11 protein-coding genes are annotated in these 12,471 nt (G+C 62.1%); 8 read left to right on the top strand and 3 right to left on the bottom strand.

All coding sequences use genetic code 11. The annotated features are described in order from the left end of the window. The first annotated feature begins 129 nt into the window (after positions 1 to 129). The 5 genes from M2375_RS06615 to M2375_RS06635 all read left to right on the top strand — a co-directional run bounded on the left by M2375_RS06615 (position 130) and on the right by M2375_RS06635 (position 5,768). Positions 130 to 1,563: an aldehyde dehydrogenase family protein gene (locus M2375_RS06615; RefSeq protein WP_259164692.1), complete on the top strand. Its 1,434-nt coding sequence runs from the start codon at positions 130 to 132 to the stop codon at positions 1,561 to 1,563. A gap of 265 nt (positions 1,564 to 1,828) precedes the next feature. Further along, on the top strand, positions 1,829 to 2,458 hold the full coding sequence (locus M2375_RS06620; RefSeq protein WP_259164693.1) for a DUF2889 domain-containing protein: 630 nt from the start codon (positions 1,829 to 1,831) through the stop codon (positions 2,456 to 2,458). A 446-nt stretch (positions 2,459 to 2,904) separates the two neighbouring features. Next, a complete protein-coding gene (locus tag M2375_RS06625; RefSeq protein ID WP_259164694.1) occupies positions 2,905 to 3,888 on the top strand; it encodes a TRAP transporter substrate-binding protein in 984 nt (327 codons plus the stop codon). 85 nt (positions 3,889 to 3,973) lie between these two features. Continuing rightward, the gene (locus M2375_RS06630; RefSeq protein WP_259164695.1) at positions 3,974 to 4,480 is read left to right on the top strand and encodes a TRAP transporter small permease; all 507 of its coding nucleotides are present in this window, start codon (positions 3,974 to 3,976) and stop codon (positions 4,478 to 4,480) included. After that, a complete protein-coding gene (locus M2375_RS06635; protein ID WP_259164696.1) occupies positions 4,473 to 5,768 on the top strand; it encodes a TRAP transporter large permease in 1,296 nt (431 codons plus the stop codon). Before M2375_RS06630 ends, M2375_RS06635 begins: the two co-directional genes overlap by 8 nt. Before the next feature lie 94 nt (positions 5,769 to 5,862). Here the strand turns inward: M2375_RS06635 and M2375_RS06640 are convergent, their stop codons facing one another. From M2375_RS06640 to M2375_RS06650, 3 genes are all read right to left on the bottom strand, one after another. Next, positions 5,863 to 6,753, bottom strand: a complete 891-nt coding sequence (locus M2375_RS06640) for a LysR family transcriptional regulator (RefSeq protein ID WP_259164697.1) — start codon at positions 6,751 to 6,753, stop codon at positions 5,863 to 5,865. 93 nt (positions 6,754 to 6,846) lie between these two features. Beyond that, the gene (gene cycA / locus M2375_RS06645; protein WP_259164698.1) at positions 6,847 to 8,250 is read right to left on the bottom strand and encodes a D-serine/D-alanine/glycine transporter; all 1,404 of its coding nucleotides are present in this window, start codon (positions 8,248 to 8,250) and stop codon (positions 6,847 to 6,849) included. Positions 8,251 to 8,381: 131 nt separating this feature from the next. Next, positions 8,382 to 8,864: a DUF6630 family protein gene (locus M2375_RS06650; RefSeq protein WP_259164700.1), complete on the bottom strand. Its 483-nt coding sequence runs from the start codon at positions 8,862 to 8,864 to the stop codon at positions 8,382 to 8,384. 323 nt (positions 8,865 to 9,187) lie between these two features. Here M2375_RS06650 and M2375_RS06655 point away from each other — a divergent pair, with 323 nt between their 5' ends. From M2375_RS06655 to M2375_RS06665, 3 genes are all read left to right on the top strand, one after another. Continuing rightward, entirely contained in the window at positions 9,188 to 10,711 is a 1,524-nt protein-coding gene (locus tag M2375_RS06655; RefSeq protein WP_259164702.1) for a CoA-acylating methylmalonate-semialdehyde dehydrogenase, read from the top strand. Positions 10,712 to 10,772: 61 nt separating this feature from the next. Next, positions 10,773 to 11,198 carry a lysozyme inhibitor LprI family protein gene (locus M2375_RS06660; protein WP_259164703.1) on the top strand — a complete coding sequence of 142 codons (426 nt, stop codon included), beginning with the start codon at positions 10,773 to 10,775 and terminating at the stop codon, positions 11,196 to 11,198. 106 nt (positions 11,199 to 11,304) lie between these two features. Beyond that, entirely contained in the window at positions 11,305 to 12,471 is a 1,167-nt protein-coding gene (locus M2375_RS06665) for an acyl-CoA dehydrogenase family protein (RefSeq protein ID WP_259164704.1), read from the top strand.

Consider the following 12,471-nt stretch of genomic DNA (forward strand, 5'->3'; position numbering starts at 1 on the left):
GTCAAACCCGTGACAACCACGGGCTCATCCCGGTAGGCGCTGGCCCATTCCTGCGCTATCGTGGGGGCCGTTTTGAGCCTGCCATCGGGCAGTCTCGGCCGCCTATTGCACCCAGAACGGAACAACGCCATGCAATTGCATTACATCGCCAACGCCTCTGTGCCCTCTTTGTCGGGCAAGACCATTCCCGTGATCGACCCCTCGGACGGGCAGCCCTACGACGTAATCCAGCGCGGCAATGCGGAGGATGTGGACCTTGCCGTGCAAGCCGCGCGCCTGTGCTACGACAACGTGTGGCGCAAGCTCAGCCCCGCAGAGCGCAGCCGCCTGATGATGCGCCTGTCGGCCAAGGTGCTCGAGCATGCCGACGAGCTGGCTGCCATCGAGCAACGCGACTGCGGCAAGCCCACCAAGCAGGCCAAGGCCGATGCACTGGCCCTGGGCCGCTATTTCGAGTTTTATGCCGGCGCTGCCGACAAGCTCCATGGCGAGACCATCCCCTACCCCAACGATTTCAGCGTGCTGACCTGGCGTGAGCCCCATGGCGTGACCGGCCACATCGTGCCCTGGAACTACCCGATGCAGATTTTTGGCCGCTGCGTGGGCGCGGCGCTGGCGGCAGGCAATGTCTGCGTGGTCAAGCCTTCTGAAGACGCCTGCCTCAGCCTCATCCGCGTGGCGCAGCTGGCGGCCGATGTCGGCTTCCCCGCCGGCGCCATCAATATCGTCACCGGCTTTGGCCATGAGGTGGGCGATGCGCTGGCCCGCAACCCCGATGTGGACCACATCAGCTTTACCGGCAGCCCGCGCATCGGCACCCTGATCGAGCAGGCCGCTGCCGAGCGCCACTGCCCCTGCACCCTGGAGCTGGGCGGCAAGAGCCCGCAGATCGTGTTCGCCGATGCTGATCTGGATGCCGCCATTCCGACCATCATCAACGCCATCATCCAGAACTCCGGCCAGACCTGTTCGGCCGGCTCGCGCCTCTTGGTAGAGCGCAGCATTTACGAAACCCTGCTGGCACGCCTGGGCAGCGCTTTTGAAGCGCTGCGCGTGGGCCCCGCCACCTTGGACCTGGACCTGGGCCCGCTGATCCGCCAGAGCCAGCAGCAACGCGTCTGGGATTTTCTGAGCGATGCGCACAACGACGGCATCTCCGTCGTCGCGCAAGGCCAGATCATCGACGAAGCGCCCGAGGGTGGCTATTACCAGGCGCCCACCTTGCTGCGCGATGTACCCGTGCAGCACCGCCTGGCCCAGGAAGAGATTTTTGGCCCTGTGCTCAGCTCCATGGCTTTTGACACCGAGGAAGAAGCCATCCAGATGGCCAACGCCACCCAGTTCGGCCTGGTGGCCGGTGTCTGGACGCGCGATGGCGGCCGCCAGTTCCGCGTGGCCAAGCGCCTGCGCAGCGGCCAGGTCTTTATCAACAACTACGGCGCAGGCGGCGGCGTGGAGCTGCCCTTTGGCGGCACCAAGGCCAGCGGCCATGGCCGCGAAAAGGGCTTTGAGGCGCTCTACGGCTTTACCACCTTGAAGACCGTCGCCATCCGCCACGGCTGATACGGCTGATAGAAGGACTTGCGGGCACCCCCTGGTGCCCCACCCCCAGCGCCGCCCCTGCAGCCTTGCGCAGCGGCGGCGCGATTGTTTTTACAATAGCGGGCTGTGCGCAACGAACAGCCGCCTGTCACCTGCTGCACAGACAGCCCGCAGCAACAGTCCCATAGTGTTCAGTACTGGTGGCATGGCGGCGCCGTAGCGAAAGCGCCAGACTGCACCAAGCCGGGTCATTCACAAAAACAACCCCACCGCGACACCCATCCCCATGCCACTGTCCCCCGTTCCCAACCGAGTCCCCAAACATTTGCGCGATGTGCGTTACCGCAGCTTTGAGCGCGACGATGGCCTGTGGGATGTCGAGGGCGAGCTGGTGGACACCAAGGCCTATGACCTGGTGCTGTCCGGCGAGCGAAAACGCCAGGCCGGAGAGCCCATTCACCACATGTGGATTCGTTGTACCATTGATACAACACTTACAGTTCGTGCCATCGAAGTAGCAATGGATGCCCACCCCCTCGGCGAGTGCCCGCTGGCCTTGCCTGCCATGCAGCGCATGGTCGGTAGCTGCATGGCCCGGGGTTGGCGCAAGGCCATCGAGGCCAACCTGGGCCAGATAGAAGGCTGCACCCATATGCGCGAGCTGCTGTTCAACATGGCCACCGCCGCTTTCCAAAGCGTGAACCAGGCCTTTGCCCGCCCCCAATCCGACCAGCCACCCCGCCACCTGGGGCAGTGCAAGGGCTGGGATTTCAATGGCGCAGGGGTGGCTGCCATCTACCCCCAGTTCATCGGCTGGCAAGCTGCCAAGCCAAGCAGCACCAGCGCTGCAGCGGTGGCAACCACTACCGATAGCCCTGCGGACAAGCCCGCAGCGCAGCGCCCCACCCCGGGCTGATTACCCCACTGCTACCCGGCTTATTCAGCCAAGCCACCACCGCGCTAAGGCCGCCATGGTGGCTTTTTTTCGTCTGTATTTTTCCAAACTTTGGTGGTTCTTAAGGCTTGCTTAACGCCTTGCCGCCTATGCAGCAGACAGGCCCATTTTCCAGGCAAACCCAGTATTAACCCTAGGGTTCTATGAAGGCAAAAATAATGAGCATGTCCGGTCAGAATCAAAAATCGTTGAACAATTTTTAATACCACACCCCACAAAAGAAATTTTGAAGCCTACAAAATTTAGTTATTGTTGAAACCCCGTATAGCGCTGCATTGCAATAAATGTTAATTTTGGCAAACAATTCACCAGCATAGCAGCTGCCATGGGTGCGCTGCTGTGGCTGTTGATCGTATTCATCCCGGGCAGCATCCGCTGCGCCCTATTTGTCTCTAGAAGGAGCCGTCATGAAGCGTCGAGTTTTTTGTGCCACCGCCACCCTGGTTGCCAGCATCGGATTTGCCACCGCAGCTGCTGCGCAAACCAAATGGGATTTCGCTACCGCGTATGCGCCCTTTAACTTCCACTCCAAGAACAATGAACAATTCGTCAAGGATGTGGATGCTGCGACGGCCGGCAAACTCAAGATTACTCCCCATTTTGGTGCATCGCTTTTCAAGATGCCCGAAATCAAGCGTGCGGTGCAAACCGGCAATGCCCAGATGGGTGAATTCTTTTTGGTGAGTTTCCAAAACGAATCGCAGATCTTTGGCGTCGACGGACTGCCGTTTCTGGTGAGCAGCTATGAGCAGGCCTTCAAGCTCTACCAGGCCCAAAAGCCGGCGTTGCAAAAGCTGCTGGACAAACAAGGCCAGGTGCTGCTGTATTCGGTGGCCTGGCCACCCCAAGGCATCTACACCAAAAAGCCCATCAACTCGGTGGCGGACCTCAAGGGCATGAAATGGCGCGTCTACTCGCCCACCACCGCCCGCATCGGCGAGCTGATTGGTGCGCAACCTGCCACCGTGCAAGAGGCCGAGCTGTCCCAAGCACTTGCTACCGGCGTGGTCGATGGCCTGATTACCTCCAGCGCGACCGGCGCCGACAACAAGCTGTTCGAAAACCTGAAGTACTACTACAACGTGCAGGCCTGGATCCCCAAGAATGCGGTGACCGTGAGCAAGAAGGCCTTCAACGCGCTGGGCAAGCCAGAGCAGGAAGCGGTGCTCAAGGCCGCTGCCGCAGCCGAAGCGCGCGGCTGGAAGGAATCCCAGGAAGTCGATGCCAAGTCGCTGGCAACCTTGAAGCAAGGCGGCATGAGCATTGAGTTGCCATCGGCCCAACTCAAGGCAGACCTGGCCAAGGTGGGAGAGACCGTGGTCAAGGAATGGACCGACAAGGCCGGCGCCGAAGGCAAAGCCATCCTGGACGCCTACCAGGCCTCCAAGTAAGCCAGGGCCTCCTCTCTATGCAGCCCGCCGGCATGGTCTTGGCGGGCTGCACAGTCAGCAACCTTTACTGCTTTGAATGACAAGCATGCGCAAGCTATTAAATGGACTGTATGACGCCTCTGCCTGGCTGGCGGGGCTGTCAATGATCGGCATCCTCGTGATGGTGCTGCTCACCGTGGTGAGCCGGCTGGTGGGCTTCAGTGCCCCCGGCACCGATGCCTATGCCGGCTACGCGATGGCCGGAGCGGGCTTCATGGCCCTGGCCAGCACCCTCAAAAAGGGCGAGCACATCCGTGTCACCCTGTTGCTGGGGGCGCTCAAGGGCGCTGCCCTCAAGACCATGGAGGTGATTGCGCTGGTTATCGCCACCGTGCTGTCAGGCTTTTTGGCGTTCTACGCCGCACGCCTGGTCTGGCAATCCTGGGAGATCGACGATATCTCCGTGGGCATGGACGCCTCGCCGCTGTGGATTCCACAGCTTTTCATGGCACTGGGTACGCTGGTGTTTTTTATCGCCTTTTGCGACGAGCTGGTGCTGGAGCTGATGGGCAAACGCCAAGCTGTGGCCAAAGAGGATGCCCACCATGAATGAAATTACCGCCAGCATTGCGCTGATCGTGGTGCTGCTGGCCCTGCTGGGCGGCGGCGTCTGGGTGGGTCTGACCCTGGCCGGTGTGGCCTGGTTCGGCATGGAGTTTTTCACCGCCCGTGCAGCCGGTGATGCGATGGCCATCACCATCTGGGGCTCGGCCAGCAGCTGGACCTTGACGGCCCTGCCGCTGTTCGTCTGGATGGGCGAGATTCTCTACCGCACCAATCTGTCGGAGAGCATGTTCCGTGGCCTCGCGCCCTGGGTCAACCTGCTGCCCGGCCGCCTGCTGCACACCAATGTGATCGGCTGCACGATCTTTGCAGCGGTCTCCGGCTCCTCAGCCGCGACCTGCGCCACCGTGGGCAAGATGAATGTGCCCGAGCTGATGAAGCGCGGCTACCCCGAGAACATGGTCATCGGCTCCCTGGGCGGCCCTGCCACCCTGGGCCTGCTGATTCCGCCATCGATCATCCTGATCGTCTACGGTGTGGCGGCTGAAATGTCGATCTCCAAGCTCTTCATGGCCGGCGTGCTGCCCGGCATCATGCTGGCGCTGATGTTCAGCGGCTGGATCATCGTCTGGTCCCTGCTCAACCCCAGCAAGATCCCCAAGGCCGACAGCACCATGAGCTTCAAGCAAAAGCTCTACGAGTCACGCCACCTGATCCCGGTGGTGCTGCTGATCGCCTCGGTGATCGCCAGCATCTACTCGGGCATTGCCACGGCCACCGAAGCCGCTGCCATTGGCGTGCTGGGCTCGTTGATACTGTCTGCCGCGCAGGGTGCATTGACCTGGAAGAACTTCAAGGACTCGCTGTTTGGTGCCACGCGCCTGTACTGCATGATCGCGCTGATCCTGGCCGGCGCCGCCTTCATGACCTTGTCCATGGGCTACATCGGTCTGCCACGCCAGCTGGCCGAATTCGTCGGCAGCCTGAACCTGTCGCCTGCGATGCTGATCATCGTGCTGGGTATCTTCTACATACTCATTGGCTGCTTCTTGGACGGTATCTCCACCATCGTGCTGACCATGGGTGTGGTGCTGCCTATCATCCAGGCCGCAGGTATCGATCCGCTGTGGTTTGGCATCTTCCTGGTGATCACCGTAGAGACTGCGCAGATCACGCCGCCGGTGGGCTTTAACCTGTTTGTGCTGCAAGGCATGACCGGCAAGCAGATCACCTACCTGGCCCGCGTCTGCGCACCCTACTTTGCACTGATGGTGTTGGCACTGGTGCTGCTCTGGTTCTTCCCCGAGATCGTTACCGTGTTGCCTAACAATATGTAAGCCCTGCGTTCCAGGCATTGCACTAACCGGTTGCCTCGGCAGCCGGTTTTTTTATGCCTGGCCCCAATGCGCCTGCACAACGGTACAAGGGTCTTCAGCACATCAGCAGCGCCTGCTGCTCCTGCACCGTCGCCTGCAAAAAGCGCCACACCACCTGGATGCCGGGCACCGAGCGCAGCTCGGGCGGCATGGACATCCAGAAGGTGCGGGTGAACTGGGCCTGCTCGGGCAGCACGCGCTGCAATAAGGGATCTTTGTCGGCCAAAAAGCCCGGCAGCACCCCCAGGCCTGCGCCAGTACGCACAGCGGTGTACTGCGCCAGAATGCTGGTGCTGCGAAAGCTAAAACGCTGGGGCGCACTCAGGCTGTCGAGAAACTGCAGCTCCTTGGTAAACAACTGGTCATCCACATAATGCACAAAGCGGTGGCTGGCCAGGCCCTCAGTCGCGGTGATCAGCGGGTGGCGCGCCAGGTATTCGCGCTGGCCATACAGGTACAGCCGGTACTCGGTCAGGCGGCTGGTCACGACGGTATCGCGCACGGGGCGATCGAGCGAGATGACAATATCGGCCTCGCGGCGCGAGAGCTGCAGCATGCGCGGCACGGCCAGCAAATCTATGGTGAGCAAGGGATAGCGCTGGGCCAGCAAGGCCAGGTGCTTGGCCAGCACCTGGGTACCAAAGCCTTCGGTCACGCCGATGCGCACCACGCCGCTGGGGGTTTCGGCATTTTGGCTGGCCGCAATGGGCGCGATACCCCGCGCAATCTGGTCCATGGCCTCGGCACGCGGCTGCAGCTGGCGGCCGGCATCGGTCAGCTTGTAGCCGCTGCCCTCGCGGGTGAACAAGGTGGCGCCGAGCTGCTTTTCCAGCGCCTGGATGCGGCGCGATACGGTGGTGTGCTCCACGCCCAGCGCCTTGGCGGCGCCTACCAAGGTGCCCGCCTGCACCAAGGCCCAGAAAAAGCGCAAATGATCCCAATCCATGCCAGCCCCTTGTCGATGATGCACAGCATTATTGTGCAAATTTGCAACATCGGGGCCGCTGCATGGCGCGCATGGCGCGGCTACTACGTCACATCAAGCCAGTTTGGCGCGCCGGCGTTGCCAGGCATAGGCCAGGCCCAGCAGCACAAACCAGGCTGGCGTGGCGATGAGCGCTTGGCGGGTGTCCAGCTCCAGGGTGAGCAGCACCAGCACCGCGGCAAAAAACGCCAGGCACACCCAGCACATGAACACACCACCGGGCATGCGGTAGTGGGATGCGCGGTGCAGCGCAGGCCGCTGCTTGCGGTAGCTGATATAGGACAGCAGGATCAGCGACCAGACAAACATGAACAGGATGGCCGAGACGGTAGTGACCAGGGTAAAGGCCTCCACCAGGTTGGGGATGACCCACATCATGAAAGCGCCGCCCAGCAAGCAGACGCAGGAGAACAACAAGCCACGCGACGGCACGCTGCTGGCCGAAAGCTTGCCAAACGAGCGCGGTGCATCGCCCTTGAGCGCCAGGCCGTAGAGCATGCGGCTGGTAGAGAACACGCCGCTGTTGGCCGACGAGGCGGCCGAGGTCAACACCACAAAATTGATCACGCTGGCCGCAGCCGGCAAGCCGGCGAGCACAAACAGTTCCACAAACGGACTCTTGCTGGGCACCACATCGCGCCAGGGGGTGACTGCCATGATGGCGATCAGCGCGCAGACGTAGAAGATGATGATGCGAATCGGGATGGAATTGATGGCACGCGGCAGGGTGCGGTGCGGGTCCTTGGCCTCGGCGGCGGTGGTGCCGACCAGCTCAATCCCGACAAAGGCAAACACCGCTATCTGGAAGCCGGCGAAAAAGCCCATGGCCCCATGGGGGAACAGCCCCCCGTCATTCCAGAGGTTGGCCAGGCTGGCCTGGCGCCCGGATGGCGAGCTAAAGCCGGTGCTGACCATGTACAGGCCCGTGCCCACCAGGGCGACGATGGCCACAATCTTGATCATGGCAAACCAGAACTCAACCTCGCCAAACAGCTTGACCGTGAGCAAGTTGAGCGACAGCAGCACCGCCACACAGGCAATCGCCGGTGCCCACTGCGGCAAATCAGGCCACCAGAACTGGGCATAGGCTGAGATCGCAATCACATCGGCGATGCCGGTGATGACCCAGCAGAACCAGTAGGTCCAGCCGGTAAAAAAGCCGGCCCAAGGGCCCAGCAGGTCGTCCGAGAAATCAATGAAGGACTTGTACTGCAGGTTGGACAGCAGCAACTCGCCCATAGCCCGCATCACAAAGAACAGCATGATGCCGATGATGGCGTAGACCAGCACGATGGACGGGCCCGCCAGGCTGATGGTTTTGCCCGAGCCCATGAAGAGCCCCGTGCCGATGGCGCCACCGATGGCGATCAGCTGGATATGGCGGTTGCTGAGATTGCGTTGGAGATCGTCGGTGCCAGGCTCGGCCCCCGATTGCTCCGCTGGGGCCTGTTTGCTCATGGGATAAAGCGCAGTACGTTAGCGAAAAAGACAGTGCGCTCTCCCAGCTAAGACTGGGACGCACCGCGAAGGTGCGCAAGGATAAAACAGGGTTTGCCCTGAGAAAGGCAAAAGGTTATTTTGTTGCGCAACTAATTGTGCAGCACCACCAGCTTGCCGCCCACCTTTTGCGCCAAGGCCTGCAAAGGCGCGACAGCGCTGGTTTCCAGCACCGACAGCGGATAGCAGTCGCTCTCGATATCGATGCTAACAAGGCTCAGGCCCTGGCTGCGCAGATAGTCGCCCGCTTCCAGCAAGGCATCGTGGCCCAAGGCGGCGCTGCCCGCCAAGGCCTGCAAGGGCAGCGCGCGCTGCTGCACGGCTTTAAGCTGCTGCAGCGCCCAGATGGCATCGTCCATGTTCAGTTTCCAATCCAGCTCGTAGTTCTGGCCACGCCACTGCAGGCCCTCGACCAGTGCCAGCCAAGGCGTGACATGCGCCGGCTCGTTCATACCGCGGTTGGCCAACTCTGCGGCAAAGCGGTCCAGATACTGCGCGGGATGCTCCAGTGCCTGCTGCACCTCGCCCCACAAGCCCTGTGCATCGTCAGGCACCAGCGCTTGGGCGAAGGCCATACACAGTGCTTGCCAATCCTGCGTGGTGACGGCGGCGACAGCCGGCGGTTCCGAGGCGAGCGGAGCCGCCGCCGCTGCCGCTTTGCCACCCAGTAACTGACCTAGCTTGTCGAAAAAACCCATGGCCACCTCCTTGGAAAATGCACGCCAAGCAGTATGCACCCAGGTCTTCGCCGCCGCCAAATGTGCACAGCTGCACAGCCCATGTGCAGCCAACCTCTTGTCTGGGCGATTGCGCACATCTACCATGTGCATCAACGGTGCGCTGCCTGCCTGCAGCCTGCCGCGGCTCTTTCGTTACCCCGATTCCCAGGAGACAAAATATGAACGCACCGCAATCCACCAGCACCTTGGCGCCAACGGTCAAGCTGTTGATCAACGGCCAACTGGTCGAATCCAAGACCACGCAATGGCGTGACGTGGTCAACCCCGCCACGCAGCAGGTGCTGGCCCGCGTGCCCTATGCCACGCCGGAAGAAATCAACGCCGCCGTGGCCAATGCCAAAGAAGCGTTCAAAACCTGGAAGAAGACGCCCATCGGCGCACGCGCCCGCATCTTCCTCAAGCTCCAGCAGCTGATCCGCGAAAACATGAAAGAGCTGGCCGCCATCCTGACGGCCGAGCAAGGCAAGACCCTGCCAGATGCCGAAGGTGATGTGTTCCGTGGCCTGGAAGTGGTTGAACATGCCGCCAACATCGGCTCGCTGCAGCTGGGTGAGCTGGCCAACAATGTGGCCAATGGCGTCGATACCTATACCTTGAACCAGCCCCTGGGTGTCTGCGCCGGCATCACACCCTTCAACTTCCCGGCGATGATTCCGCTGTGGATGTTCCCGATGGCGATTGCCACGGGCAACACCTTTGTGCTCAAGCCCTCCGAGCAAGACCCGATGGTGACCATGCGCCTGTGCGAGTTGGCGCTGGAAGCCGGCGTGCCCCCTGGCGTGCTGAACGTGATCCACGGCGGCGAAGACGCCGTCAACGCCATCTGCGACCACCCCGATATCAAGGCCATCAGCTTTGTCGGCTCGACCAAGGTCGGCACCCATGTCTACAACCGCGCGTCGCTCAACGGCAAGCGCGTGCAGTGCATGATGGGCGCCAAGAACCACGCCATCGTGCTGCCTGACTGCAACAAAGAGCAGTCGCTCAACGCTTTGGCGGGTGCCGCATTTGGCGCCGCTGGCCAGCGCTGCATGGCCTTGTCGGTGGTGGTGCTGGTGGGCGAGGCCCAAAAATGGATCCCAGATCTGGTCGAAAAAGCCAAGACCTTGAAGGTGTCTGCCGGCACTGAGGCCGGTACCGATGTGGGCCCGGTCGTGTCCTGCCAAGCCCTGTCGCGGGTGGAAAGCCTGATCGAGCGCGGCATTGCCGACGGCGCCAAGCTGGAGCTCGATGGCCGCAAGCCCGCCGTCACAGGTTTCGAGAAGGGCAACTTTGTCGGCCCTACCGTTTTCTCCGGCGTCAAGCCCGGCATGGCCATCTATGACCAGGAGGTCTTTGGCCCCGTGCTCTGCATCGCCGAAGCGGCCGATATCGATGAAGCCATCGCCTTCATCAACGCCAACCCCAACGGCAACGGCACGGCCATCTTCACGCAAAGCGGCGCCGCCGCACGCAAGTTCCAGGAAGAGATCGATGTCGGCCAGATCGGCATCAATGTGCCCATCCCTGTGCCAGTGCCGCTGTTCTCGTTCACCGGCAGCCGCGCTTCCAAGCTCGGCGACCTGGGCCCTTACGGCAAGCAAGTCGTGATGTTCTACACACAGACCAAGACGGTCACGGCCCGCTGGTTTGACGACAGCACCATCTCGCACGGCGTGAACACCACCATCAGCCTGAAGTAAGCCCAATACAGCGGCGGCCCTTTGCTGGGCTGCCGCTGTTTTTGCGGCGATGATCGCAGGTATGGCTCTTTCATTTCCATCCCGCCCAGCGCTGCTGGCTCTGTTTTTTGCAGCCTCGGCTGCCCTCGCCCCACAGTGCGCGCTCGCCCAAGCGGGCGCTACCTGCGTGAGCGGCGGCAGCACCGAGCAGACCAATGCCTGCGCTGTGCAGGCCTTTCAGCAGGCCGATACCGACAACAACATCCTGTATGGCGATGTCATGCGCATTCTCTCGGCCCACGAGCGCCCTGCCCTGCGCCGCAACCAGAATGACTGGATACGCCAGCGCGCGGCCAACTGCAAAAAGCAGCAGGCCGCGCACGAGGCCCAGCCCGACTGGCCGCGTCGCTACCACGAATGCCTGGTGGCCGAAATTGGCAAGCGCAAGCAGGAGTTGATGGTCTGGCTGCATGAAGGCCCGCCGCCCGAGGCTTTGCAGAAACCATAGCCAGCCGCGTTGCTGTAGCACAGCAAGCGCACGGTAAAAAACAAAAACGGCAGTGCCAGGGCCCCCGCCCCCGGCACCCCCGCATAAAAGACAGGAGACACCAGCCATGGATTTCGAGCTTTCAGAAGACCAACGCGCCTTTGCCGATACCGCACGCGCCTTTGCCCAGGCGGAGCTGGCCCCACATGCCGCACACTGGGATGCCGAAGCCGTCTTTCCCCGCGAAGCCATTGCAAAAGCCGGCGAGCTGGGCTTTTGCGGCCTGTATGCGCCGGAGAACGCCGGCGGCCTGGCACTGCCCCGGCTCGATGCCACCTTGGTGTTCGAGGAGCTGGCAGCCATCGACCCCTCGACCACCGCCTTTATCTCCATCCACAACATGGCGACCTGGATGCTGGGCACCTGGGCCAGCGATGCGGTGCGTGCCGAATGGGGCGAACAGCTCAGCAGCGGCCAAAAGCTGGCCAGCTACTGCCTGACCGAGCCCGGTGCCGGCTCGGACGCCGCCTCGCTCAAAACCCGGGCCGAGCTGGTGGGCCATGACTACGTCATCAACGGCAGCAAGGCCTTTATCAGCGGGGCCGGCGCCACCGACATGCTGGTGTTGATGGCACGCACGGGCGACGCGCAATCGGGCGCCTCGGGCATCAGCGCCTTTGCCGTGCCCGCGCACTTAGAGGGCATCAGCTACGGCAAGAAAGAAGAAAAAATGGGCTGGAACAGCCAGCCCACCCGCACCATCAGCTTTGACAACGTACGCATCCCCGCCAACCACCTGCTGGGCCGCGAGGGTGAGGGCTTCAAGATTGCGATGAAGGGCCTGGACGGCGGGCGGATCAACATCGCCACCTGCTCAGTGGGCGCCGCCCAAGGCGCCCTCACCCAGGCGCAGCGCTATATGCAGGAGCGCAAGCAGTTTGGCAAGCCGATTGCCAGCTTTCAGGCCCTGCAGTTCAAGCTGGCTGACATGGCCACCGAGCTGGTTGCCGCGCGCCAGATGGTGCGCCTGGCCGCCAGCAAGCTCGATGCCGGCGCGCGCGATGCCTCCACCTACTGCGCGATGGCCAAGCGCTTTGCGACAGACGCCGGCTTCCATGTCTGCAACGAAGCACTGCAGCTGCACGGCGGCTACGGCTATATTCGCGAGTACCCGCTTGAGCGCCTTCTGCGCGACGCCCGGGTACACCAGATTCTGGAAGGCACCAACGAGATCATGCGGGTCATCATCGCCCGGCGCATGCTCGATGGGGATGCGCCAGAGGCCATCCGCTAA

Origin of the sequence: Comamonas sp. BIGb0152, assembly GCF_024809975.1 — a bacterium.
In the GTDB taxonomy this organism is placed as follows: Bacteria; Pseudomonadota; Gammaproteobacteria; order Burkholderiales; family Burkholderiaceae_C; genus Comamonas.

Excerpts from the sequence above, each read along its gene's own strand:
- M2375_RS06615 (WP_259164692.1), top strand. The coding sequence starts at position 130 with ATGCAATTGCATTACATCGCCAACGCCTCTGTGCCCTCTTTGTCGGGC.
- M2375_RS06620 (WP_259164693.1), top strand. The coding sequence starts at position 1,829 with ATGCCACTGTCCCCCGTTCCCAACCGAGTCCCCAAACATTTGCGCGAT.
- M2375_RS06625 (WP_259164694.1), top strand. The coding sequence starts at position 2,905 with ATGAAGCGTCGAGTTTTTTGTGCCACCGCCACCCTGGTTGCCAGCATC.
- M2375_RS06630 (WP_259164695.1), top strand. The coding sequence starts at position 3,974 with ATGCGCAAGCTATTAAATGGACTGTATGACGCCTCTGCCTGGCTGGCG.
- M2375_RS06635 (WP_259164696.1), top strand. The coding sequence starts at position 4,473 with ATGAATGAAATTACCGCCAGCATTGCGCTGATCGTGGTGCTGCTGGCC.
- M2375_RS06640 (WP_259164697.1), bottom strand. The coding sequence starts at position 6,753 with ATGGATTGGGATCATTTGCGCTTTTTCTGGGCCTTGGTGCAGGCGGGC.
- cycA (WP_259164698.1), bottom strand. The coding sequence starts at position 8,250 with ATGAGCAAACAGGCCCCAGCGGAGCAATCGGGGGCCGAGCCTGGCACC.
- M2375_RS06650 (WP_259164700.1), bottom strand. The coding sequence starts at position 8,864 with ATGGCCTTCGCCCAAGCGCTGGTGCCTGACGATGCACAGGGCTTGTGG.
- M2375_RS06655 (WP_259164702.1), top strand. The coding sequence starts at position 9,188 with ATGAACGCACCGCAATCCACCAGCACCTTGGCGCCAACGGTCAAGCTG.
- M2375_RS06660 (WP_259164703.1), top strand. The coding sequence starts at position 10,773 with ATGGCTCTTTCATTTCCATCCCGCCCAGCGCTGCTGGCTCTGTTTTTT.
- M2375_RS06665 (WP_259164704.1), top strand. The coding sequence starts at position 11,305 with ATGGATTTCGAGCTTTCAGAAGACCAACGCGCCTTTGCCGATACCGCA.